Origin of the sequence: Qipengyuania xiapuensis (genome assembly GCF_019711395.1) — a bacterium.
Lineage (GTDB): Bacteria > Pseudomonadota > Alphaproteobacteria > Sphingomonadales > Sphingomonadaceae > Qipengyuania > Qipengyuania xiapuensis.
The window spans coordinates 1,713,189-1,736,805 of the sequence record NZ_JAIGNL010000001.1 but is presented as its reverse complement, the minus strand read 5'-3'; the positions used below and the strand labels follow the sequence as shown (position 1 = coordinate 1,736,805).

Below are 23,617 nucleotides of genomic sequence, written 5' to 3'. Positions count from 1 at the left end.
TCGAGCTCTAAATCTCGATAGCGATCTTGCCGAAGTGACCGCCGCTTTCCTGGTGGCGGAAGGCATCGGCGAGGTTCTCGAGCGCGAAGGTATCGCTGATTTCCGGACGGATTCCATTCGCCTCTATCGCGGCGATCATGTCCTGCTGCATCTTGCGACTTCCGACCGTAAGGCCTTGAACCGTAAGGTTTTTTGAGAACAGTAGCGCGGTCTGTACCGGGCCTGCAAAGCCCGCCAGTACGCCGATCAGCGCCACGTGCCCGCCGACACGGGTCGCCAGCATCGACTGATCGAGCGTTCCCGCGCCGCCGATTTCGACCACGCAGTCGACTCCGCGGCCGCCGGTGATTTCGAGGGCCTTCGGACCCCAGGATTCGACTTCCTTGTAATTGATCAGATGATCGGCCCCGAGCGCCTTCACGCGTTCCAGCTTCTCGTCGGACGAGCTGGTGGCGATCACCGTCGCACCCGCCGCCTTGGCGAACTGCAGCGCGAAGATCGACACGCCGCCCGTGCCTTGCACCAGCACCGTGTCGCCGGGCTTGAGCGTGTAGTCGACGAACAGAGCGCGCCATGCGGTGAGGCCGGCACAGGTCAGCGTCGCCGCCTCGGCATGGCTGAAACCGGTTGGAGCGCGGGTGAACCAGTGCGTCGGAGCAGTGATCGCCTCGCGCGCATAACCGTCGATCCCGTCACCCGGTACGCGGGTGAAAGCAGTCTGCGGCGGCTGACCGTCGAGCCAGTCGGGGAAGAAGGTGCTGACGACGTGGTCGCCTACGGCGAACTCGGTCACCCCGTCGCCCACCGCCGTAACCACGCCAGCGCCGTCGGACATGGGAATGCGGCCTTCGGCAGCCGGGATCATGCCCTTCACGACCGCATAGTCGTGATAGTTGAGCGAGCTGGCCTTCAGGTCGACCGTGATTTCGCCCGCAGCGGGTGCGGGGGCATCGTCGACATCGACAAAGGCAAGGGCTTCGAGCGTGGAGGGCGTCGCGCCGGTGCGGATTGCCTTCATTCGGCCGCCTCGGCCAGCTCGGCGCGCTGCGGACCGCGGATGAGGCCGCCCGGGGTCTCGCCCGTCCAGTCACCCTCGCGGAAGGTAACGGTGCCGTTCTTGATCGTGGCGACATAGCCTTCCGCCTTCTGCAGCAGGCGCTTGCCCCCTGCCGGAAGATCGAAGGCGAGCCAGGGCTTGCCCAGCTTCAGGCGCTCCATGTCGATGATGTTGATATCTGCGAGGAAGCCGGGCGCGAGCACGCCGCGATCCTCGAGGCCGTAGAGCCGCGCTGTGTCGCTGCACTGGCGCTTGATCGCGTTTTCGAGGCTGATGGTGCCACGCGAACGGTCGCGCACCCAGTGCTGGAGCATGAAGGTGGGCGAGGCCGCATCGCAGATCGTGCCGCAATGCGCACCGCCGTCCGACAGCGAGTTCACCGTGTCGTCCGACTGTTGGAGATCCATCAGGAAGTCCAGATTGCCATCGGCGTAGTTGAGGATCGGGAGGTAGATGAAGCCCTTGCCATCGTCGCTGCAGAGCAGGTCGTAGGCATATTCATCGCCCGATACGCCAGCCGCCTTCGCGCGTTCGAGAATGCTCTCTTCGGCGGTCGGTTCGTAGTTGAAGTCGGGGTCCATCTCGAACTGCATGTTCCAGCCGCCGCACACGACCATGATCAGGCCGATGATGTCCTGATTGACCTCGGAGAAATCATGTTCCTCGGCCAGCAGCTTTGCCTTGAATTCGGGATCGAACAGCTTTGCCTTCTGCTCTTCCCAGGGAAGGTTTTCGATCTCCTGCCAGCTCGGCTTGAGGCGGAAGGGATGGACCGTGCCGCGCCATGCCATGACGATGCCGTTTCCGCGCAGCGCGATCTGGGCGACGATGTTCGCGCCATTGTCATTTTCCGCGCGCATCGAGGAAATCTGCTCGTCGAGCGGCATTTCCTTGGCGATCGATTGGAGCGCGGCATAGGTGCAGGGCAGGCCGGTCTCGCGGCTAAGCGCGCCCATCCATCCGAACTCGTCCCATTCGCGCTTCATGTCGCTGGCCATCTCGAACACGCCATGGCCCGCGCGGCCCATTGCGCGGCCGATCTCGATGAGCTCTTCCTTGGTCGCCGTGGTTCCCGGCACGACTTCACCGTCGACATCGCGGTGGAGGACCGTGCGCGAGGTCGAGAAGCCCAATGCGCCAGCCCGCACGCCTTCTTCGACGATGGCCGACATCTGCCTGATGTCCTCGTCGGTCGGAACTGCGCCGGGCCGTTCACGGTCTCCGAGCACATAGGCGCGCACCGAACCGTGCGGGACGTGGGTGCCGACATCGACCGTACGCGGCAGCTTTTCGAGGGCGTCGAGATATTCGGGAAAGGTCTCCCAGTCCCAGCTCATGCCCTCGGCGAGCGCGGTGCCGGGAATGTCTTCGACCCCTTCCATCAGGCCGATCAGCCATTCGTGCTTGTCGGGCTTGGCGGGCGCGAACCCCACGCCGCAATTGCCCATCACCACCGTGGTCACGCCGTGCCAGCTGCTGGGGGCCATTTCCTGGTCCCAGGTTGCCTGTCCGTCGTAATGCGTGTGGATGTCGACGAAGCCGGGCGTCACCAGCAGGCCGGAGGCGTCGATTTCCTCTGCCGCATCGCCCGAAATCTCGCCCACTGCGGCGATCAGTCCGTCCTTGACGGCGACATCTCCGGTGAAGCGGTCTTCTCCGGTCCCGTCGACGATGGTCCCGCCTCTGATGATCAGGTCGTATGCTGGCATGGTGTGGCTCCTCTCTCGGAAGAGAAGGTTCCACATTGCAACCTATGAGTCCAGCGCGGACTATTCGGGACGGCTTGTCATTCGCACGGTCAGCAGGGTTGCGACGCCGACGAGGAAGAGCAGGTTGATCGAAAGCATGCCGATCCGCTGGTCGCCCGACCACAGCGTGAATTGTTCGACCAGCAGTGGTCCCATCCAGACGGTGATCGTACCGGCAATCGCATAGAGCCCGAAGAATTCGCCGCTCCGGCCTTCGGGGGCGAGCGCTACCAGCATGGTGCGGCTGGAGGAGATGCTGGCGGTTGCGGTGACCGCGATAATGCTGATGAGGCCGAGGTAGGCGAGGTCGGACATGGTGGAGAACACGAGACCGTCCCAGACCTCGAAATTCGGGACGAGGCCGAGGAAGAGGCTCTCCTGCGTGATTGAGAGCTGCACGAGGCCGGTGACGATCATGGCCAGGATCTCGAGCGCGAGCGCGCGCTTCACGCCGACCTTCTCTTCCAGCCAGCCGCCGAAGATGCCGCCCCCGAATGCACAGACGCTCGCGAAGATCGCATAGCAGAGCATTTCGAGGAAATTCCATTCGAGGAACAGCGCGACATATACCGCGCCGAGCGCCAGCAGGGCTGCCATTCCGTCGGCATAGAACATGCGGGCCAAGAGGAACTTCATGAGCTCGCGGTAATGCGCCGCCTCGCGCACCGTGCGGATAACGCTCTTTGCGCCTTCGCGGAATGCCTTGGGCCAGCTCGCACCGGGCGTTCCCGGGTCTTTCGCATTGAGGAAGAAGGGTATCGAGAAACCGGCCAGCCATGCGGCACAGACCGGTCCTGCCAACCGTGCATGTTCGAACTTGGTGAGGTCGACGCCGAACTGCGCTTCGGCGAAGGGCCAACCGACAAGCGCGGGGAGCACGAAGAGCAGCGCAATGGCGATGAAGATGAGCGATGCGGCAAGGTTGCCGAGGCCAAGGCCAAGGCCCGAGATCATCGCCAGTCGCCGCGGTTCGCCCGCAACGCTCAGCATCGCGTTATGGGTCACCTCGGAATAGGTGTAGCTGACATAGGCGATCACCAGCAGCACCATGATCACGGGCACCGACAGACCCTGTCCTCCGGGCATGGCGAACCACAGCAGCGCTGAGCAGATCGTGATCGCGCCGAGGAAGATGGCGAGGATCGGCTTAAGCCTGCCGCCCCGGTCCAGTGCTGCGCCGAGGAACGGCGCGGTAAGTGCAGCTATGAAGCCTGCCCATTTGGTTACCGAGGCGATGGTCGCCTGACCCCGTGCATTGGCCGCGGCCTGCGCTTCGTCTGCCGCCAGTCCGTCGAGTTCTCCGCTCGCGAGCAGGTCGGCCCCGATGATGTCGCGCGCGAAATAGGGCGCGAAGATGTAGATGACGATCAGGATGTAATAGGGATTGCGGGCCCATTCGAAGACCGCCCAGGCAAACCCCGTCTTGCCCAGCGCGCCGCCATTACCCCGCGTTTCGCGCGCCGCCAGCGGACGGACGAGCGGGTCGGGGGCGGCGCTTTCCATCAGCCGCTTATGCCGTGATCAGGCTGCTGCACGGTCCTCGCCATCGGGAGCATCGAGGAACTTGCGCAGGGTCGCCACGCTTTCGTCGGCATGGGTCAGCAGGAACAGGTGTCCGCCGCCTTCGATCACCTCGAGCCTCGAATTGCGGATCGCGGTATTCAGGATCTTGCCGTTGACGAGCGGGACGATCTGGTCGTCGTCGCCCATCATGATCAGCACTTCCTTGTTCATGAAGGGAAGGGCGGGAAGGCTTGTCCAGCCGAGCATGGCGATGAGCTGGTAGAAATAGCCGCGCGGGGAGGGCGGCTTGAGCCGGCCGATATGGTCGTCCTTCTGGTGTGCCGCACCGTCCTTGTCGACGCCGCCATAGAGCGTCTGGAAGTGCTCGTTCATGAACTTGGGGTCGATGTAGCGGCGCGGGTTCGCCATCTTGGTCAGCGCGGCCGGATTGCCCGGCACCATCAGCATGCCTGCCGTTGTGGCGACGAGCACCAGGCGGCGGGTGCGGCCCGGATGCTGAAGCGCATAGTGCTGCGCCATCGCGCCGCCCCAGCTGACGCCCATGACGTCGACTTCTTCGAGCCCGAGGTGGTCGAGGATCTGCGTCGCCGTCCAGCTCATGGTGAAGGGGTTGTAAGGGATCGTCGGATCGGGGCTTTCACCGGTGCCGGGCATGTCGAACATCACGAAACCGCGCTCGGTCAGCATTTCGGCCAGCGGTGCAACCGCTTCGATATTCGCGCCAATGCCGTTGAAGAACAGCAGCGGCGGGTGGTCGCTGGGCTCGTCAAGCCGCCAGTGGGCCACGCGGAGCGTCCGACCGCCAACGTCCATCATTTCGATCGTGGCGGTCATTTCGTTGCTGGTCTTTGCGTTCACGCGTGTTTCGTCCCGAATGGCTTTTAGCAGGGTTCCATAACGTATTTTCCGGGCGCCGGGTCCAGAGGCGGATAGGCCTTGTTCCCCGTTTTCGCCGGTGCCTTCTTCTTGTCGCCCGAGCGTTCCTGCACCCAGTTCATCCAGTAAGGCCACCAGGAGCCCGCGACCTCTTCCGTGCCCTCGAGCCACTGGTCGGCGGTCTCGGGCAGCTTCTTTTTCGCGTCCTTCTGGATGTAATACTTTGCCTTGGGATTACCCGGAGGGTTCAGAATCGCCTGCATGTGCCCGGAATGCGACAGGACGTAAGTGATGTCCTTCGAACCGAAGAGGCGGGTGGAGCGATAGGTCGCCTTCCACGGTGTGATGTGGTCGGTCACGCCGCCCAGGATGAAGAGGTCGCTGGTCACCTTCGACAGGTCGATCTTGTGGTCGACCATCTCGACCTCGCCCTGCTTGGTGAAGGCGAGCGTTTCGAACACGGTCAGGAAGTCGCCCATCAGCGCGCCCGACAGGTTGGTGGCGTCCGCATTCCAGAACAGCACGTCGAAGGCCGGCGGATCCTGTCCGAGCAGGTAGTTGTTGATGACGTAATTCCAGATCAGGTCGTTCGGGCGCAGCCATGCGAACCCTCGGGCAAGATCGTCACCCTTGATGACACCCTTCTTTGAAGCGCGGCGGCGGGCCAGTTCGAGCCCGTTCTCGCTCACCAGCGAACCTGCCTCGATATCGTTCTGTTTGGGGTGCAGCACGCAGACCATCAGCGTGAGCGCGCCGAGGAGGTCGTCCTCGTCTGCCGCCATCTTGCTGGCTAGCATCGATGCGGTCTGGCCGCCCGAGCAACCGGCCGAGACATTGACCTTCTTGCTGCCGGTGATCTTGCTGACCGCCTCCATCGCCTCGCGGCAGGAGCGGACATAGTCGGCCATATCCCAGTGGCCTTGGTCCTTGCTGGGGTTCTTCCAGCTGATGACGAAGGTCTGGATGCCGTTGTCGACCTGGTACTTCACCACCGATTTTTCGGGGCTGAGGTCGTTGATGTACATCTTGTTGATCTGCGGCGGGATGGTGAGCTGCGGGATCTCGTAGACCTCGTCGGTCGTGGGTGCGTAGTGCACCAGTTCCATCATTTCCGTGCGCAGGACGACATCGCCCTTCGAGGTCGCGATGTTCTCGCCCAGCTTGAAGGGCTTCTTGTCGACCTGGCTGACCATGCCCTTGTTGTTGACCATGTCGTCATAGGCGTTCTTGAGACCCTTCACGAGGGAGAGGCCCCCGCTGGTGATGGCCATCTTCTGCGCGCTGGGATTGCCGACGAGCGTATTGGTCGGCGCGAGGCTGTCGATGATGATGTTGGAGATGAACCGGGCGCGGTCCTTTTCAAGCTCGTCCAGCTCGAGATCTTCGAGCCAGCGCGATGCGCCCTTCTGTACCGCAAGGTAATACTGCATGCCGGCACGCATGAAGGGGTTGTACTGCCAGGTCGGGTCCTGGAAGCGGCGGTCCTTCGGGTCGGGAGCAAGATCGCTCTTGCCGGTCATGATCTTGATCATGTCCTCGCCCATCGCCTGGCTGTGTTTCATCAGGCGCTGCGGATCGGAGGCCGTTTCGCGCAGCATGACGGCAACTGCGCCGAAAATGTCTTCGCGCGTCAGGCCGATGAGAGGTCCAAGGGCGCTGGTATGCTGGGCGGCTTCGTCTTCGAGCTTGGGCATTTGGCAGGCTTGTCCTTGTTCGATCAGTCTTGTTTCAAATCAACGGGCGGTGCGACCCAGCCGTTCCGTGTCAGTTTCTTGCGGCGATCATGCTTTCGATATCGACGAATTTCTCTCTTGGCGAGCCATCGCGTGCCGCGGCAGCCTCGGCCTCTTCGATCTTCTGCCAGTCGCGGAAGGTCACGATATCCAGCCCGCGTTCGGCGGCAAGATCATCGAAACCGTCGCGCCCGCGCTTGCGCGAGCCCATGCCGATGTCCTCTGAGACCAGCTCGATGACGCCGTAGCCGTCGGGCCGGTTGGTACCGATGGTGCCGGTCGGACCGCGCTTGGCCCAGCCGACGGCGTAGAGGCCCGGCAGGATGCGCCCCTCGTCATTGGCGAAGCGTCCGGCGCGCTCGTCGAATGGCACGCCTTCGATGGGCGAGGAGCGGTAGCCGATGCAGGTGATGACCACGTCTGCCGGTACCTCGTAGGTTTCCCTCGTACCGACCGCGCGGCCTTTTTCGATAGTGGTCCGCTCGACCTCGACGCTGCGAACCTTCCCGTTCTCGCCGAGGAAGGCCTTCGGGTTGGCGAAGAAGTCGAACTCGATCGTGATCGGGGTTTCGCCATGGATGTTCTCGGGGATGGCGGCGAAGTCACGGAGCAGGGTCACCGACTTGCGCAGCCCCGGCTCGAGGATCGCATCGTCATCTTCCGGCGGAAGGTCGGACTTGTCGACATAGGGGCTTGCCCGGTCGAGCCGCATCAGCTCGCCCAGTTCCTTGGGCGTCATCATGATCTGGTGCGGCCCGCGGCGGCCGAGAATGGTGACTGTCTCGAGGTTCGAGGTCTTCAGCGCCTCGAGCGCATGCGCGACAATGTCGGAGCCCTCGAGTTCGGCCTCGGTCTTCGACATGATCCGCGCCACGTCCAGCGCGACATTGCCCATGCCTACCACCACCGCGTGCTTGCCGGAGAAATCCGGATCGAGCGAGGCGAACTGGGGGTGGCCATTGTACCAGCCCACGAATGCAGCGCTGCCGAAGACGTTGCCGAGATCTTCGCCTTCGAGGCCGAGCTTGCGGTCATGCGGCGCGCCGGTGGCAAAGATCACCGCATCGTAGAATTCCTGCAATTCGGTGACAGATACGTCCCTGCCGACGTGGACGTTGCCGACGAAGCGGACATTCTCGCTCAGTGCGGTCTTCTCGTAACGCAGAGAGACTTTCTTGATCGACTGGTGGTCGGGGGCGACGCCGGTGCGGATCAGTCCATAGGGGACGGGCAGTGTATCGAACACGTCGACACTGACATCATCGCCCCATTGCTTGCCCGCCGCTTCGGCGGTGTAATATCCCGCCGGACCCGAACCCACGATAGCGATGTGACGCATTGACGGTCTCTCCCCCCGGTCAATTTCACCCTTCATGAAGCGACTGCAGTCCGGAGGCAAGCGCGCAGCGCCGCTGTCCTGCTTACTCTGCATGGTTATGCGTTTGGTAAGGAATACTGACTATGCGGATTTGCGGCGTGTTTCAGGACCGCCTCATAAAGAACAAAAGGGTTGCAAGCAGGGTGAGTTGAACTGGGATGGGCGGCTTCTTTTCCATAAAGGCCAAGCGGGGTCATAATGGTGACGCAGCCGCACCGGTCGTGCCCATTACCCCGAAGGATTTCGCGCGGCGCGTAGAACTTCTCGACAGCTTCGAAAATGCAGGCCTTGGATGGTTCTGGGCCACCGACGCGCACGGTCGGCTCATCTACCTTTCCGAAAACGCGATGGAACGCTTCGGCCTCGACCCCAACGAAACCATCGGCAAGCCGCTGACCGACCTCTTCATACCCTGCAGCCAGAACCCGGACGGGCAGCTGGCTTCCAGTGAACGTCCGCTGGCGTTCTATCTGAGCGCGCGTAACTCGATTGCGCAGATCGAGGTTCAGCTCGCCTGCGCCAAGAAGGTCGCCTGGTGGGAACTGGCCGGCAAGCCGCAGTTCGATTCCAAGCAGCGCTTCATCGGCTATCGCGGCAGCGCGAAGGACATCACGATTACCCGTGAATCGCAGCGCGATGCCGAACGGCTGGCCCAGTACGATTCGCTGACCGGCCTTTCCAACCGGCACCGCATGAACAAGGTGCTGAGCGCCAAGCTCACCGCATTCCGCAGCTCGAAACGCGTCTGCGCGCTGATGATGCTCGACCTCGACCGGTTCAAGCAGGTCAACGACACGCTCGGCCATCCGGCGGGTGACGAACTGCTAAAGCAGGTCGCCGCGAGGCTCGAGCGCATCGTGGGGGATCGCGGCGAGATCGGACGGCTCGGCGGCGACGAGTTCCAGATCATCCTGTCCGATATCGACGATCGCGGAGAGCTGGGCGACCTTGCAGCACGCGTGATCCAGATGGTCGGCCAACCCTACTCGATCAACGGTTCGCGAGCGATCATCGGCGTCTCGCTCGGCATCGCGATTGCTCCCTACGACGGCCTCGACGCGGACGAACTGGTCAAAGCGGCGGACCTTGCACTCTATGCTGCGAAAGGTGGCGGGCGAGGGCAATACCGCTTCTACTCGAGTGACCTAAAAGAAGGCGCCGCATTGCGCCGTATGCTCGAGGAAGACCTGCGCGATGCGCTCGTCAATGACGAGCTGAGCATGCATTACCAGCCGATCGTCAAGTCGGACACCTACAAGGTCGCCGTTTTCGAGTCCCTAATACGCTGGGAGCATCCCCAGCGGGGCTTCGTGTCTCCCGAGGAGTTCGTCGCGGTCGCGGAAGACCTCGGGATCATCAACGAGATCGGCGAATGGGCCCTGCGCAAGGTGTGCGAGCATGCCGTCCATTGGCCGGTGGAGCTGCGCGTGGCGGTGAATGTCTCGGCGACGCAGTTCGTGCAGGAGAACTTCGTCGACATAGTCAAGAGCGCTCTTCAAACCAGCCAGCTCGATCCCGCGCGCCTCGAACTTGAAATCACCGAAAGCGTCTTCATCGGCGATGCCGAGCAGACGCAGAAAACCTTCCTCGCGCTCAAGAAGCTCGGCGTGCGGCTGGCACTCGACGATTTCGGGACCGGCTATTCCTCGCTCAGCTATCTGCAGCACGCGCCGTTCGACAAGATCAAGATCGACCAGAGCTTCGTGCGCGGCGCGACCGAACCCGACAACAACAATGCTGCGATCATGAGCGCCATCGTCGGCCTTGCCGATGCGCTCGGCATGGAGACCGTCTGCGAAGGCGTGGAGACGAAGGACGAGCTCAAGCTCGTGTCGGCGCGCGGCGCAACGCATATCCAGGGCTATCTTTTCTCGCGTCCGATCACGCACGAGCAAACGATGGAGAAGCTGGGGACCGGCGATCTCGTCTATGAACCGCGTGGTCCGGAGCATTCACGCTCGGAACGCCGGAGCGTTTTCCGCCGGATCGGCGCGATTCACGACGATCATCGCTACAAGGTCGTGCTGCGCAATATCTCCAAGACCGGTGCGAAGATCGAAGGCCTGCTGGATGTGCCGGTCGGAACCGATTTCGTGCTCGATCTGGGCGACGGGCAACTGGCAGTGGCGAAGGTGCGCCGCTCCAAGGGCCATGTCCTGGGTCTCGAATTCGAAACGCCGCTCATCAGCGACGGCGCCGACGGTTTCTGTACGCGCCACCGCGTGTCGCCTTACGCCATCGAGGCCGCCGGGCGTCCGCTGGCCGCTCTTCCGTCGGATGCCTATGGCGCTCTGAAGGGACCGGGGGCCGTCGCGACATCGTCCATTCCGCAGTTTGCCGAAGTGGAAGTCAGCGGCGGATAATCGCCTCGATTGCAGCGCTTTTTCCTGGCCGCGTTAGGTCAATACTAACCATTTCTCGCTAGGCCGAATGAACCAAAACGGGTTTGACGAGGTCTGACTGATATGGGCGCCATGCCCTTCACAGAATTTTTCAAGGGCAAGAAAGGGTCTGGCGGCGACCGGGGTGTACCCGCGCCTCCCGAGTTCTCTGCCTCTGAAAAGCTCGCCATCGTCGAACAGCTTGAAAGCACCGGCGCCGCCTGTTTCTGGGCCACCGATTCCAAGGGTGTGCTGACCTATCTCAGCAACGCCATATACGAGCGGATGGGGCGCAAGGCTGCCAAGGCCTTCGAACTCCCGCTGCAACATGTCTTCGATCCTGCGGCCGGTGATGGCGATGCCCGTTCGCTCGGCCTCAAGCTCGGGACCCGCAAGAGCTTTGCCGGCCTGACCGTCGAGACGGGTGATCCGGATGCCGATCTAGTGCTGCGCCTCTCCGGACGGCCGCTCCATGACCGTTCCGGCGAATTCATCGGGTTCCGCGGTACCGCGACCGACATCACCGAGGAATACCGCAGCGAAGAGGAGGCAAGCCGCCTCGCCAAGTTCGATTCCCTGACCGGCCTCGCCAACCGTCACCGCATGGAGCAGCGGATCGATTCCACGCTCCACGCTTTCCGCAGCGCCAAGCGCGCAGCCGCGCTGCTGATGCTCGACCTCGACCGGTTCAAGCAGGTCAACGACACGCTCGGCCATGCGGCCGGCGACCAGCTGCTGCAGCAGGTCGCAGAGCGCCTCAACGGCGTCATCTCGAGCCGCGGCGAAATCGGGCGCCTGGGCGGAGACGAGTTCCAGATCCTAGTCCCCGACATGGATGACCGCGGCGAGCTTGGCGAAATGGCCAAGAAGATCATCCAGATCATCTCGCAGCCTTATTCTGTCGAAGAAGGTCGCTGCTCGATCGGTTGTTCGGTCGGTATCGCGATCGCGCCCTATGACGGGGTCGAGCGCGAAGAGCTGACCCGCGCAGCCGACCTCGCGCTCTATGCCTCGAAGAACGGTGGCCGCGGCCAGTTCCGCTTCTATGCCGCCGACCTGGAACATGAAGCCAATCTTCGCAAGCGCATGGAAGATGACCTTGCGCAGGCGATCGATGCTGGCAACTTCACGCTCGAATACCAGCCTTGCGTCGATCTCGGCAGCAACAAGGTCGTCGCCCTCGAAGCCCAGTATTGCTGGGAAGACGAGGAGCGCGGCAGGGTCGCCCAGGAAACCTTCCTGCCGGTGGCAGAGGGCAGCCGCCTGATCGTCCCGATCGGCGAATGGGCCCTGCGCAAGGCCTGCGAGGCGGCCAAGGACTGGCCGGAGAGCCTGCGGCTTTCGATCAACATCTCGCCCGTCCAGTTCGAGGCCAACGGCTTCGTCGAGATGGTCGCATCGGTGCTCGAGGAGACCGGGCTCGATCCCGCGCGTCTCGATCTAGAACTCAACGAATCCGTCCTGCTCGGTGAAGCGAGCAGGGTCGACGGGGCGCTCGGCGCGCTGTTCAAGCTCGGTGTACGCCTGACGCTCGACCAGTTCGGCACGGGCCTGTCCTCGCTTTCCTACCTCCGCCGTGCGCCATTCAATTCGCTCAAGATCGGGGCGAATTTCTTCGAGCCCATGATGGGCAACGAACTTGGCGACATGGAACTGGTGCAGGCCGTCGTCGCGCTCGCAGGCGCGATGGGCATGGAAACCGTTGCCAGCGGCGTTCACGCCATGAAGCTGATGGACGAACTCAAGAAGATCGGCGTCAGCCACGTCCAGGGCTTCGTCTTCTGCGAAGCCGTGAATGCCGAACGCGTGCTCGAGGAAATCGCACAGGGCGAATGGGTGCTCGAGCCGACCGACCAGGGATCTCAGCGCGCCAGCCGCCGCACCGTGTTCCGCAAGATCGGCCTGATCCACGAGGATCACTATTACGACGTGACCCTGCGCAACATGTCGCGCTCGGGTGCAATGATCCAGGGTCTCGAAGATGTGCCTGTCGGCACGCAGTTCGTCCTCGACTTCGGCCAGGGCCAGCTTGCCGTGTGTACCGTGCGCCGCTCGATGGACGATACGCAGGGCGTTGAATTCGAACAGGAACTGGTCGACGACGGGGCAGGGGGCCTTTGCACCCGTCATCGTGTCAGCCCCTATGCACTTGCAGCTGCCGGAGCTCCGCTCACGGCGCTTCCGCCCGGCAAATACAGCCAGGCGCCCGAGGCCGCGCCGGGCACCTTCGCCCAGTTCAAGCTGTCGGCAAACGCGCCCAAACAAGGCGGCGGACCGCAGGAAGGCATCTAAGCGCTCGCTTTGCTGCTGACAGGCCCTTGCACTGCGGCTAAAGGCGCAGCGCAATGACCGACCTTTCCAAGATCCGTAACTTTTCGATTATCGCCCATATCGACCACGGCAAGTCCACACTTGCCGACCGGTTGATCCAGCATTGCGGCGGCCTGACCGAGCGCGAGATGTCCGAGCAGGTGCTCGACAACATGGACATCGAGAAAGAGCGCGGGATCACCATCAAGGCGCAGACCGTGCGCCTCAACTACACCGCGCGCGACGGCGACACCTATGAGCTCAACCTCATGGACACGCCCGGCCACGTCGACTTCGCCTATGAAGTCTCGCGCAGCCTCGCCGCTTGCGAAGGCGCGCTGCTGGTGGTCGACGCCGCGCAGGGCGTGGAAGCGCAGACCCTCGCCAACGTCTACCAGTCGATCGAGCACGACCACGAGATCGTGCCCGTCATCAACAAGATCGACCTGCCCGCCGCAGAGCCCGACAAGGTCAAGGCGGAGATCGAGGACATCATCGGCCTCGACGCATCGGACGCCGTCCTCACCAGCGCCAAGTCCGGCATCGGCATCGAAGATACGCTCGAGGCGCTGGTCGCCCGCATCCCGCCGCCCAAGGGCGACCGTGACGCACCGCTCAAGGCCATGCTCGTCGACAGCTGGTACGACCCCTACCTCGGCGTCGTCATCCTCGTGCGCGTGATCGACGGGGTCATCAAGAAGGGCCTCAACGTCAAGTTCATGCAGGGCGGCACGCAGCACCTGATCGACCGCGTGGGCGCCTTCACCCCGAAGCGCGTGGACCTGCCCGAGATCGGCCCGGGCGAGATCGGCTTCATCACCGCGCAGATCAAGGAAGTCGAACAGGCCCGCGTCGGTGACACGATCACCACGGTAAAGGGCGGGGCAGAGAAGGCGCTGGCGGGCTACAAGGAAGTCCAGCCCGTGGTCTTCTGCGGCCTCTTCCCGGTCGACGCCGCCGATTTCGAGAAACTGCGCGAAAGCATCGGCAAGCTGCGCCTCAACGATGCGAGCTTCAGCTACGAGATGGAAAGCTCCGCCGCGCTGGGCTTCGGCTTCCGTGCCGGCTTCCTCGGCCTGCTGCACCTCGAGATCATCCAGGAACGCCTCAGCCGCGAATACGACCTCGACCTCATCACCACGGCCCCGTCCGTGGTCTACCGCGTGCACCTCGCCCGCACGAAGAACGAGGACGCCGCCGTGGTCGACATCCACAACCCCGCCGACTGGCCGGACGTGAACCGTATCGACGTGGTGGAAGAGCCGTGGATCAAGGCGGTGATCTACACGCCCGACGAATATCTCGGCGCGATCCTCAAGCTGTGCCAGGACCGCCGCGGCATCCAGACCGACCTCACCTATGTCGGCGGCCGCGCGCAGGTGACCTACGAGCTGCCGCTGAACGAGGTGGTGTTCGACTTCTACGACCGCCTGAAGAGCATCAGCCGCGGCTATGCCAGCTTCGATTACGAGCAGATCGGCCTGCGCGAAGGCGACCTCGTGAAGATGAACATCCTCGTCAACAACGAGCCGGTCGACGCGCTATCGCTGATCGTCCACCGCTCCGTGGCGGAAGAGCGCGGCCGCGGCATGTGCGAGCGCCTGAAAGACCTCATCCCGCGCCACCTGTTCAAGATCCCGATCCAGGCCGCGATCGGCGGCAAGATCATCGCCCGCGAAACCATCGCCGCCCTGCGCAAGGACGTCACCGCCAAATGCTACGGCGGCGACATCACGCGTAAGAAAAAGCTGCTCGAGAAGCAGAAGAAGGGCAAGGCAAGGATGCGCGAGTACGGAAACGTGAGCATTCCTCAGGAGGCGTTTATTGCTGCGCTGCGGATGGGAGAGGAGTAGGGCTCCTCGTCATCAGTACCTAGCTAAGCGGCGATGTCGTTCAGGAACTCGCCGACGGCGGTTTCGAGTTCGCCCAGCTGGTCGGTGATCAGCGCGAACATGTCCTCGACGCGGCTGCACTGCTTGTCGACGTCCTGCGCGGCGGTGCTGACGCCGGCGATGGTCTCGGCCATGGAGCTGGCGGTCATCGCGGTCTCGTCGATCATGCTGGCGATGCTGGTCACCTGGCCGGTCTGCTCCTGCATGGTGCGCTCGAAGGCTTCGCTGGAGTTGCTGACGGCGCCGATGTGATCGCTGATCGAGCGGTTGGCCTCGACCGTGCGGTCGCCCGAGGAGCGGATCTCGGCGATGCGGCGGACGATCTCGTCGGTGGCGTTCTCGGTCTGGCGGGCGAGGGCCTTCACCTCCTCGGCGACGACCGCAAAGCCTGCACCGGCTTCGCCCGCGTGGGCGGCCTCGATGGTGGCGTTCAGTGCGAGCATGCGGGTGAGGTCGGCGACTTCGCGGATGATGTCGACGACGTTGGCGATCTCGCGGGTGTCCTTGCCGAGCGTCTCGATGACCTCGCTGGCGTGGAGGGCCTGGCCGGCGGCATCGCGGCTCGCCTGGCTGATCGCGCCGACTGAGCCGCGCACGTTCTCGATGCTCTGGACGAGGTCGCCGCTTTCGCGCGCGGCATTGCCCATGACGGTAGCCGACTGCTCGGCCGCAGCGGCGATCTCGGCGGCGTCGGACGCCATCGAGGTGGTCGAGCGGCGGGCGCGCTGGGCGAGCTTGCTGACGAGCGAGCTGCGCTTGGTGGTCTCGCCGACGAGTTCGGCAATGGTGCTGTGGAACCGCTCGGCGATCTCGGCGCGGCGGGCTTCCTCGAGGCGGCGGGTGATCCGGTTGAGGCGGGCGACCATGAGCTCGGCAGTGATGCGGTCGACGGCGCCGAGGACGAGCATACGCGCCTCACGGTCTTCCTTGTCCGAAGCGTGTGCACTGGCGAGCTGAGAGGCGCGCGAGAAGACGTGGTGGAGCACGCCGACGACGCGGTAGGGCACGGCAGCGTTCTCGTGCGTCCAGTTGCCGAGCGAGGCGGCGGCCTTCATCCAGGCCTCGTCGACCGGCTGCGTGAGGCGGTTGACCATCCAGTCGTGGAACTGGGTGCAGGACTTGTCGATGTCGCAATCGGCCGAGAGGTTGCCGCTGTCGCGCATGCTCTCGAGTGACGGGCGCAGCGGTTCGAGGATCCAGTCGATCTCGCCGACGATCTCGCTGCCGATCTTCGACAGCAGGTCCTGTTCGGCAGCGCCGATGCCGAACGCCTCGAGGCGTCCGTTAACTTCGATGCGGTTCTTGCCGTTGCTTGCAGCCATGCGGCCTGTGTCCCCCGGGAATAGATCTCGGGGGAGGCCATAGCCCTAGCTATTTACCTTATGGTTAACGCGGCGTTTGAGAATTGGCTCAGGGACGCGTCTGGCCGGTGCCGTGGACGAGGTACTTGAAGCTGCACAGCTGTTCGAGGCCGACGGGGCCACGTGCGTGCATCTTGCCCGTCGCGATGCCGATTTCGGCGCCCATGCCGAATTCGCCGCCGTCGGCGAACTGGGTACTGGCGTTGCGCATGACGATCGCGCTGTCGATCGAGGTCATGAAGCGGCGCGCTGCATCGTCATCCTCGGTCATGATCGCATCGGTGTGGTGCGAGCTGTGCTCGTCGACCCATGCGATGGCTTCGTCGAGACCGCCAACCACCTTTACCGAGGCGATGGGATCGAGATATTCGGTGTTCCAGTCGGCTTCGGTTGCAGGCTTGATGCTGCGGTCGATAGCGACGGCTTCTTCATCGCCGCGCAGTTCGCAGTCGCTGCCCATGATCGCGGTGAGACGGGGTACGAATTCCTTTGCCACTGCGCGGTCGACGACGATGCTCTCGGTCGCGCCGCATACGCCGGTGCGGCGCAGCTTCGCGTTGCGGATGACCTCGGCTGCCTTGTCGAGATCGGCCGCCTCGTGGACGTAGCTGTGGCAGTTGCCGTCGAGGTGGAGAAGGGTGGGGACGCTCGCCTGGTCGCGGACCAGTTCGACGAGGCCGCGGCCACCGCGCGGAATGACGAGGTCGACGAATTCGTCGGCCTTGAGCAGCGCTGCCACAGCATCGCGATTGGTGGTGCCGACGGTCTGAACGGCGTCTTCGGGCAGGCCTGCTGCCTTGAGGCCTTCGCGCATGCAATCGACGATGACCCTAGTCGAGTGGCGGCTTTCGCTGCCACCGCGCAGGATCACGGCATTGCCGCTCTTCAGGCATAGCGCGCTGGCGTCTGCACCGACATTCGGGCGGCTTTCGTAGATCATGCCGATCACGCCGATGGGGACGGCGACGCGTTCGATGCTGAGGCCGTTGGGGCGTTCGAAGGTCGCGAGCGTGCGGCCGACAGGGTCGGGCAGCTCGGCAATCTCTTCCAGCGCACCGGCCATGCCTTCGACCCGGTCTTCGGTCAGCTTCAGGCGGTCGATGAAGCTGTCGGGCTTCTTACCCTCGACGCTTTTCACGTCTTCGGCATTGGCAGCGAGAAGCTCATCCATCGAGTTGCGCAGTGCCTTGGCGGCTTCGCGCAGCGCTGTGTTTTTCGCCTCGGTGCTCGCCGAGAGCAGGCCCTTGGCTGCTTTACGGGCATTCCGGCCGAGCGTGGCGATATGGATCTGGGGGTCTAGGGTCTGGTCGTTCATGATATCTCTCTTGTTCGTTTGCGGGGCAGGAGGCGCTGTGATGTCAGCGCAGCTCGACCGCCCTGTCGTAAGCTGCCTGCAATGTAGCATGCAGGCGATCGGAAAGGCCATCGTCGGAATTGAGCGCATCGAGGCCAGCGGCGGTGGTGCCCCCCTTGCTGGTGACCGAATTGCGCAATTCCTCGAGACCGGGTGCTGATGGCTCGCTGGCCATGGCGACCGCGCCGCCCATCGTGCCGAGCACCATGTCGCGTGCCTCGTCCTCGTCGAAGCCCTGCGCCATCGCTGCCTCGGCATAAGCGCGGGCGATCTCGAAAACGTATCCGGGGCCCGAACCTGCGACAGCCGTCACGCGGTCGAGCTTCTCTTCGCTGTCGACGGTGATGGTCGAACCGGCGCGGCGCATGAAGGCCTCGGCATGGACGAGGTGATCGGACGAAGCGTGGGGGCCAGGGCAGATACCGCTCACTCCGCGGCCGATGGCTGCCGGCAGGTTAGGCATGGTGCGCACAACAGGTGCATCGCCCATCAGGCGCGATAGGCGCCCGGCGGAATAGCCCGCCGCGATCGAGAGGATGTAGCCACCCGGCGCGATGTTTTCGCGATACGCGGGCATGACCTCGTCGATGAGCTGCGGCTTCACCGCTGCAACGATGCAATCGAAGCGCTGCGAAGCGATTTTCTCGCGGTCGGGCACCAGCGCGACCCCTTCAGGAAGGTCGCTCGCCATCGGGTCGACGACGGTTACCGATTCGGGTCCGGCCACCCACTGAGAAAGTAAAGCGGAACCCATTTTTCCGCATCCGATAATAAGAACTGAATTAATGATGTTAGAAATCCATTCCCGTGCAAATCACACGTTATGTAATTCTTGAAGTTAGTTGAATGTAAAATATCGATCCGAGAAACGTAGATTTATTCTGATTTAATTAAGGTTCTCTACTTGCGCATTCGATATTTTAGAAAAGGCGGTTGTGCACTGCACAATCCCTATCTACATTGTGTGCGAGAAATTTCAAGTTATGCAGATATTCGGAATATGACCCAGAAACGAAACATCGTTGTCAAAATCGGTTCGGCGCTTCTTGCGAACCAGGACCTGCTGACGCCGCGTTACGGTTTCCTCCAGCGCCTGCTGGAAGACATCGCCGTACTGCGCTCGCAGGGCTTCAATGTAATCCTTTGCTCCTCCGGCTCGGTCGCGCTCGGCCTGCGTATCATCGGCGAAACGCCGGACAGCGCGGGAGTTTCCGACAAGCAGGCAGCTGCCGCTTGCGGAATGCCGCTGTTGCTCAACGCCTATAAGCAGGTCGGGCACGAGTTCGGCTTCGAGATCGCGCAGGTTCTCCTGACCCTCGGCGATTTCGAGGACCATCGCCGTTTCCTAAATACGCGCAACACGGTTCATCGCCTGCTGGAATCGGGCATCGTACCCATCGTCAACGAGAACGATACGATCACTACCGAGGAAATCCGGGTGGGTGACAATGACCGTCTGGCCGCCAAGGTTTCGCAGATGGTCGGGGCGAGCGATCTCATCATCCTGACCGGCGTAGACGGCCTCTACGACCGCAATCCCGACGATCCCGAGGCGCAATTCGTGCCCGAAGTCGAGGACGTGAACCAGTATATGGACGCGACCAAGGGCAAGAGCACGCTCGGCACGGGCGGCATGGAAACCAAGCTCCAGGCTGCAAACATGGCGCAGGAAGCAGGCGTGACCACCTGGATTGCCCAGGGCGAGATCGATCGTCCGCTTTCGACCGTCCTCAATGGGGAGCGCCGCGCGACCAAGGTCATCCCCAATCCCAATCCGCTTTCAGGCTGGGACAGCTGGATCGCGAACCGCCTGCAGATGGCGGGCAGCATCGTCGTGAGCGAGCAGACAGCAGATGCACTCGGGCAGGATGACCGCCCGATCTCGCGCAGCGACATCCTTTCGATGGACGGCGATTTCACCCGCGGCGACGTGCTGCATGTCTACGACAGCAAGGGCATCGAGCGGGCGAGGGGGCTCAGCGATTTCACCTCGGAGGAATTGCGCGTGCTGATCCACAACCCCGATACCGCTGCCGAGCAGCTGCTTGGCTACAAGACACGGGGCGAGATTATCCGTTCGAACAACCTCGTCATGCTCGAGAACCGGCACCTTCTGTGGGATGCTCCCGAGGCCGTGGTCGGATAAACCGCTAACAGAAATCGACGAAATAAATCCGGTTTTTCTTGGAACCGGACCGATCCTGTCGTATTTAAGTTTGTGCGGACCGGGCCCCTCTGGCGGGTGTCTTTCCAGGCACTCGTGATGTCGGACCGTATCGGATTAGCCGATGCGAGCTGGTGGGCCCCTTTCCCCTCCCAATCCCCAGCCCGCGGCCGCATCGGCTAACCGATCGAACCCACGATTTCGATTGCGGAGGTCCCGATGACGGCCCGGATGTACAGACTTACCCAGATCCACCAGCGTATCGACGAGCGCCTGCGGTTCGAGGCGCGCAAGGCAAGGCCCGATGGCCTGGAAGTCTTGCGCCTCGCCGCGCTGAAAGCGCGCGCAAAGACTGCTCTCGCTGTGTTGACTGGACGCACCGTCGTACCTGCCTGAGGGCGGCCACAACCGATCAGATCACGAAAACCGGCACCGTTCCCTTGGTGAGCGTTCGTGCCGTGCCGTTTTCGTCAGAAGAACAGGGGCCGGAATATGGTCAGAGCGATAACACCCATGCTGCGCGATTTCCTCCAGAAGGAAAGCGCCGGCGGCATAGTCCTGATACTTGCAGCAGCCTTGGCGTTGGCCGTGGCCAACTCGCCGCTCTCGGCTGGCTATTTCGACTTTCTCGACATACCCGTCGTTGCCGCTTTCGGCAGCTTCGTGATCGACAAGCCTCTGCTGCTCTGGATCAACGACGGTCTGATGGCCGTCTTCTTTTTCCTCGTCGGGCTAGAGGTTAAGCGCGAGGTTCTCGAGGGCCAGCTATCGAGCTGGAACAAGGCATCGCTGCCGCTGATCGCAGCGATTGGCGGTATGGCTATCCCCGCGCTGGTCTTCATCGGCCTCAACCTGGATTCGCCCGACAACATCCGCGGATGGGCCATCCCCGCCGCGACGGATATCGCCTTTGCGCTTGGCATCCTCTCGCTACTGGGCCCCCGCGTCCCGGTGGCGCTCAAGGCGTTGCTGCTCGCCATTGCGGTGATCGACGACATCGGAGCCATCGCGATTATCGCCCTGTTCTATTCCGGCGAGCTCGACACAGGCATGCTCGGTGCCGCCGCCATCGTATTCGTGTTCATGCTGGCCCTCGGGCGGGCCAAGGTCCAGTCAACCATTCCCTACGTCCTGCTCGCGATCCTTATGTGGGCGTTCGTACTGAAATCGGGTGTCCATGCGACGCTGGCAGGCGTGGCGGCGGCTTTGACGATCCCGCTGGACGCGAAGAGCGATCACGGACCGCTTGAGCGAATGGAGCACGCGCTTCACCCCTGGGTGGCGTTCCTCGTCATCCCGATCTTCGGTTTTGCGAATGCCGGCGTGACGCTGGTCGGCCTGCAGCCTTCGGCTCTGCTCGAGCCTCTGCCTCTCGGCATCGCTCTGGGTCTCCTGATCGGCAAACAGCTCGGCATCTTCGGATTTGCCTGGCTCGCTGTGAAGGCCAGGCTGGCCGAGCTCCCCGACGAGGTGAACTGGCGCCAGATCCACGCGCTTTCACTGCTTGCGGCGATCGGTTTCACCATGAGCCTGTTCATCGGAAACCTGGCCTTCAGCACTGCCGAACAGGTCGATGCGGTTAAGCTCGGCGTGCTGTCCGGTTCCACGATTGCGGCCATCGCCGGATACATCCTCCTGAAGATCTCGCTGCCCGCCGGCGAGGCCGAGAACGAGATCGACAAGACATGGTAGAATTCCTCGCTCAAGACTGGCTCGGAACCCCCGTGTGGTTCTGGGCCGCTTTCCTCACGATCGTCATCGTCCTGACGGCCTTCGATCTCGGCTTCCTGCACAAGGAAGACCGCGAGCTCGGGATACGTGAAAGCCTAAAGCTCTCGGTCTTCTACATCGGCGTAGCGATGCTCTTCGGCCTGTGGGTCTGGTTCGAGCGCGGACCGGACGCGGGAATGCAATATTACACCGGCTTCTTCATCGAGAAGGCTCTGTCGATCGACAACGTCTTCGTGATCAGCCTGATCTTCACCTATTTCGCCATTCCTGCGAAGTACCAATACCGCGCGCTCCTCTGGGGCATCATGGCGGTGATCGTCCTGCGCGGCCTGATGATCGCAGGGGGCGCGGCACTCCTCGCAGAGGCATACTGGGTCCTGTACCTCTTCGCGGCCTTCCTGATCGTGACCGGCATCAAGATGTTCTTCGCCGGCGACGAGCCGATGGATGTGGGCAACAATCCCTTCGTGAAGTGGATCTCGCGCCACATGCGCGTGACGCCCGAGCTGCATGCCCAGAAGTTCTTCGTAAAGGTGGAGGACGAGAAGACCGGCCGCATGGTGCGCGCCGCGACGCCGCTATTCCTCGCGCTTGTGGTCATCAACCTCGCCGACCTCGTCTTCGCGGTCGACAGCGTGCCGGCGATCTTCGCGATCACGACCGACACCTTCATTGTCTACACTTCGAATATCTTTGCGATCCTCGGGCTGCGCGCTCTCTACTTCGCGCTGGCGGCGATGGTGCACCGCTTCCATTACCTGAAGTATGCGCTCGCAGCGGTCCTAGTCTTCATCGGCAGTAAGATATTCGTCGCCGATTTCCTGATGGACGGGGCGAAGTTCCCGGCCTGGATCAGCCTCGGCGTGACTGCCGCGCTGATTGCAGCAGGCGTGCTCTATTCGCTCTGGAAAACCAGAGGGGAAGATGAGGCCGACTGGCCCGCAGTGAAGGAATGATCAGACGTTGGCGGTGGACATGGTCGTGCTGACCGTGTCCAGCGTCGCCCCGAATTCGTTGCCGAGGGTCTGCATGGCCGCGATAGCGGTCACGGCGATGAGCGCAACGATCAGACCGTATTCGATCGCCGTCGCGCCTTTGTCGTCCTCAAGGAAGCGCTTGATTGCGTTCATTTTTGCCAAATCCCGTCCATGATTCTGCGGACCGAGCCGCACTGCTGACAATATTTGGCCACGTTTCCTTAAAATCTACTTAAGTTTCGGCCCGCTGGCCGGCGTCATCGCGCACGGGGAAATCCTGACGAACTTCACTTGGCGTTCAGCAGGGTGCTGGCTATAGGCTCGACCCTATGAACACAGTTTCGCGCTTCCGTCGCCTGCCGGCCATCGGCTCCGTCCTCGCCGCCACCGTCTTCCTCGCGGCCTGCGCGGGTACGGGTTCCGCCCCGAAGGACACCGCTTACGTGGCCCGCGACGTCGAGACGCTTTACGCCGAGGCGAAGGACCGCCTCGATCGCGGAAACGCGACTCTGGCGGCTGCCCTGTTCGACGAGGTCGAGCGCCAGCATCCCTATTCGCCCTGGGCCCGCCGTGCGCAGCTGATGAGCTCGTTCAGCTATTATGTCGCGAGCGACTACAACAAGTCGGTGCAGGCCGCGCAGCGCTTCCTCTCGATCCACCCGGGCAACAAGGACGCGCCCTATGCCTACTACCTGATCGCTCTAAACTATTACGAGCAGATCAGCGACGTGCAGCGCGACCAGAAGATCACCGAGCAGGCGCTCACGGCTCTCAACGAAGTCGTCCGCCGCTTCCCGCAGACCGAATATGCCGCCGATGCGCGTCTCAAGATCGACCTCGTGCAGGATCACCTCGCGGGCAAGGAGATGGAAATCGGCCGCTTCTACCAGCGCTCGGGCAAGTGGATTGCCGCGCAGGTCCGTTTCCAGAACGTGGTCGACGATTACCAGACGACCAGCCACGCGCCCGAAGCGCTTTATCGCCTGACCGAGACCAGCCTTGCGCTGGGCATCCCCTCGGAAGCGGTGAAGTATGCTGCCGTCCTCGGCGCGAACTATCCCGGGAACGAGTGGTACGAGAAAGCCTATGAGCTCGTTCAGGACCACGCGCCGGACGTCACCGCCAGCTGAT

The 23,617-nt window shown here is 62.8% G+C and carries 18 protein-coding genes; 8 read left to right on the top strand and 10 right to left on the bottom strand.

The genetic code is table 11. From position 1 onward, the window contains the following. Window positions 1-7: 7 nt before the first annotated feature. From K3163_RS08750 to K3163_RS08725, 6 genes are all read right to left on the bottom strand, one after another. Window positions 8-1,018: a zinc-dependent alcohol dehydrogenase family protein gene (locus K3163_RS08750; RefSeq protein WP_221553851.1), complete on the bottom strand. Its 1,011-nt coding sequence runs from the start codon at window positions 1,016-1,018 to the stop codon at window positions 8-10. Next, on the bottom strand, window positions 1,015-2,766 hold the full coding sequence (locus K3163_RS08745) for an N-acyl-D-amino-acid deacylase family protein (protein WP_221553850.1): 1,752 nt from the start codon (window positions 2,764-2,766) through the stop codon (window positions 1,015-1,017). The genes K3163_RS08750 and K3163_RS08745 overlap by 4 nt, the downstream gene beginning before the upstream one ends. 60 nt (window positions 2,767-2,826) lie before the next feature. Continuing rightward, the gene (locus K3163_RS08740) at window positions 2,827-4,308 is read right to left on the bottom strand and encodes an MFS transporter (protein ID WP_221553849.1); all 1,482 of its coding nucleotides are present in this window, start codon (window positions 4,306-4,308) and stop codon (window positions 2,827-2,829) included. A gap of 18 nt (window positions 4,309-4,326) precedes the next feature. Continuing rightward, entirely contained in the window at window positions 4,327-5,187 is an 861-nt protein-coding gene (locus tag K3163_RS08735) for an alpha/beta fold hydrolase (RefSeq protein WP_409996076.1), read from the bottom strand. A 23-nt stretch (window positions 5,188-5,210) separates the two neighbouring features. Continuing rightward, window positions 5,211-6,899 (bottom strand): PHA/PHB synthase family protein, encoded by a 1,689-nt coding sequence (locus K3163_RS08730; protein WP_221428270.1) that lies wholly within the window; start codon window positions 6,897-6,899, stop codon window positions 5,211-5,213. A 70-nt stretch (window positions 6,900-6,969) separates the two neighbouring features. Beyond that, on the bottom strand, window positions 6,970-8,277 hold the full coding sequence (locus K3163_RS08725) for an FAD-dependent oxidoreductase (RefSeq protein ID WP_221553848.1): 1,308 nt from the start codon (window positions 8,275-8,277) through the stop codon (window positions 6,970-6,972). Between the two features lie 197 nt (window positions 8,278-8,474). Between K3163_RS08725 and K3163_RS08720 the strand changes: the two genes are divergently transcribed. The 3 genes from K3163_RS08720 (at window position 8,475) to lepA (ending at window position 14,860) form a co-directional block, all read left to right on the top strand. Further along, window positions 8,475-10,679 carry an EAL domain-containing protein gene (locus K3163_RS08720; RefSeq protein WP_221553847.1) on the top strand — a complete coding sequence of 735 codons (2,205 nt, stop codon included), beginning with the start codon at window positions 8,475-8,477 and terminating at the stop codon, window positions 10,677-10,679. 111 nt (window positions 10,680-10,790) lie between these two features. Next, window positions 10,791-12,989, top strand: a complete 2,199-nt coding sequence (locus K3163_RS08715; protein ID WP_247712497.1) for a putative bifunctional diguanylate cyclase/phosphodiesterase — start codon at window positions 10,791-10,793, stop codon at window positions 12,987-12,989. A 53-nt stretch (window positions 12,990-13,042) separates the two neighbouring features. Continuing rightward, window positions 13,043-14,860, top strand: a complete 1,818-nt coding sequence (lepA, locus tag K3163_RS08710; protein ID WP_221553845.1) for a translation elongation factor 4 — start codon at window positions 13,043-13,045, stop codon at window positions 14,858-14,860. A gap of 23 nt (window positions 14,861-14,883) precedes the next feature. Here lepA and K3163_RS08705 read toward each other — a convergent pair whose 3' ends face one another. The 3 genes from K3163_RS08705 to K3163_RS13700 all read right to left on the bottom strand — a co-directional run bounded on the left by K3163_RS08705 (window position 14,884) and on the right by K3163_RS13700 (window position 18,383). Further along, a complete protein-coding gene (locus tag K3163_RS08705; protein WP_221553844.1) occupies window positions 14,884-16,221 on the bottom strand; it encodes a methyl-accepting chemotaxis protein in 1,338 nt (445 codons plus the stop codon). 88 nt (window positions 16,222-16,309) lie between these two features. Continuing rightward, the gene (locus K3163_RS08700; protein WP_221553843.1) at window positions 16,310-17,575 is read right to left on the bottom strand and encodes a glutamate-5-semialdehyde dehydrogenase; all 1,266 of its coding nucleotides are present in this window, start codon (window positions 17,573-17,575) and stop codon (window positions 16,310-16,312) included. Window positions 17,576-17,618: 43 nt separating this feature from the next. Beyond that, a complete protein-coding gene (locus K3163_RS13700) occupies window positions 17,619-18,383 on the bottom strand; it encodes a pyrroline-5-carboxylate reductase family protein (protein ID WP_282098450.1) in 765 nt (254 codons plus the stop codon). A 231-nt stretch (window positions 18,384-18,614) separates the two neighbouring features. Between K3163_RS13700 and proB the strand changes: the two genes are divergently transcribed. From proB to K3163_RS08675, 4 genes are all read left to right on the top strand, one after another. Further along, the gene (gene proB / locus K3163_RS08690) at window positions 18,615-19,760 is read left to right on the top strand and encodes a glutamate 5-kinase (RefSeq protein ID WP_221553842.1); all 1,146 of its coding nucleotides are present in this window, start codon (window positions 18,615-18,617) and stop codon (window positions 19,758-19,760) included. Between the two features lie 249 nt (window positions 19,761-20,009). After that, the gene (locus K3163_RS08685) at window positions 20,010-20,174 is read left to right on the top strand and encodes a hypothetical protein (protein ID WP_221553841.1); all 165 of its coding nucleotides are present in this window, start codon (window positions 20,010-20,012) and stop codon (window positions 20,172-20,174) included. Window positions 20,175-20,270: 96 nt separating this feature from the next. Further along, window positions 20,271-21,470: a Na+/H+ antiporter NhaA gene (gene nhaA / locus K3163_RS08680; protein ID WP_221553840.1), complete on the top strand. Its 1,200-nt coding sequence runs from the start codon at window positions 20,271-20,273 to the stop codon at window positions 21,468-21,470. Continuing rightward, complete coding sequence (locus tag K3163_RS08675) at window positions 21,464-22,465, top strand: TerC family protein (RefSeq protein WP_221553839.1); 1,002 nt, start codon at window positions 21,464-21,466, stop codon at window positions 22,463-22,465. The genes nhaA and K3163_RS08675 overlap by 7 nt, the downstream gene beginning before the upstream one ends. On the opposite strand, the gene K3163_RS08670 is transcribed toward K3163_RS08675, so the two are convergent. Next, entirely contained in the window at window positions 22,466-22,639 is a 174-nt protein-coding gene (locus K3163_RS08670; RefSeq protein ID WP_221553838.1) for a Flp family type IVb pilin, read from the bottom strand. A 176-nt stretch (window positions 22,640-22,815) separates the two neighbouring features. On the opposite strand from K3163_RS08670, the gene K3163_RS08665 reads away from it, so the two are divergent. Beyond that, complete coding sequence (locus tag K3163_RS08665) at window positions 22,816-23,616, top strand: outer membrane protein assembly factor BamD (protein WP_221553837.1); 801 nt, start codon at window positions 22,816-22,818, stop codon at window positions 23,614-23,616. Window position 23,617: the final 1 nt, after the last annotated feature.

Coding starts and splice junctions, on each gene's coding strand:
- K3163_RS08675 (WP_221553839.1), top strand. CDS start 21,464: ATGGTAGAATTCCTCGCTCAAGACTGGCTCGGAACCCCCGTGTGGTTC.
- K3163_RS08750 (WP_221553851.1), bottom strand. CDS start 1,018: ATGAAGGCAATCCGCACCGGCGCGACGCCCTCCACGCTCGAAGCCCTT.
- K3163_RS08685 (WP_221553841.1), top strand. CDS start 20,010: ATGTACAGACTTACCCAGATCCACCAGCGTATCGACGAGCGCCTGCGG.
- K3163_RS08725 (WP_221553848.1), bottom strand. CDS start 8,277: ATGCGTCACATCGCTATCGTGGGTTCGGGTCCGGCGGGATATTACACC.
- K3163_RS08705 (WP_221553844.1), bottom strand. CDS start 16,221: ATGGCTGCAAGCAACGGCAAGAACCGCATCGAAGTTAACGGACGCCTC.
- lepA (WP_221553845.1), top strand. CDS start 13,043: ATGACCGACCTTTCCAAGATCCGTAACTTTTCGATTATCGCCCATATC.
- K3163_RS08740 (WP_221553849.1), bottom strand. CDS start 4,308: ATGGAAAGCGCCGCCCCCGACCCGCTCGTCCGTCCGCTGGCGGCGCGC.
- K3163_RS08730 (WP_221428270.1), bottom strand. CDS start 6,899: ATGCCCAAGCTCGAAGACGAAGCCGCCCAGCATACCAGCGCCCTTGGA.
- K3163_RS08665 (WP_221553837.1), top strand. CDS start 22,816: ATGAACACAGTTTCGCGCTTCCGTCGCCTGCCGGCCATCGGCTCCGTC.
- K3163_RS08670 (WP_221553838.1), bottom strand. CDS start 22,639: ATGAACGCAATCAAGCGCTTCCTTGAGGACGACAAAGGCGCGACGGCG.
- K3163_RS08700 (WP_221553843.1), bottom strand. CDS start 17,575: ATGAACGACCAGACCCTAGACCCCCAGATCCATATCGCCACGCTCGGC.
- K3163_RS08715 (WP_247712497.1), top strand. CDS start 10,791: ATGCCCTTCACAGAATTTTTCAAGGGCAAGAAAGGGTCTGGCGGCGAC.
- K3163_RS08745 (WP_221553850.1), bottom strand. CDS start 2,766: ATGCCAGCATACGACCTGATCATCAGAGGCGGGACCATCGTCGACGGG.
- K3163_RS08720 (WP_221553847.1), top strand. CDS start 8,475: ATGGGCGGCTTCTTTTCCATAAAGGCCAAGCGGGGTCATAATGGTGAC.
- proB (WP_221553842.1), top strand. CDS start 18,615: ATGACCCAGAAACGAAACATCGTTGTCAAAATCGGTTCGGCGCTTCTT.
- nhaA (WP_221553840.1), top strand. CDS start 20,271: ATGGTCAGAGCGATAACACCCATGCTGCGCGATTTCCTCCAGAAGGAA.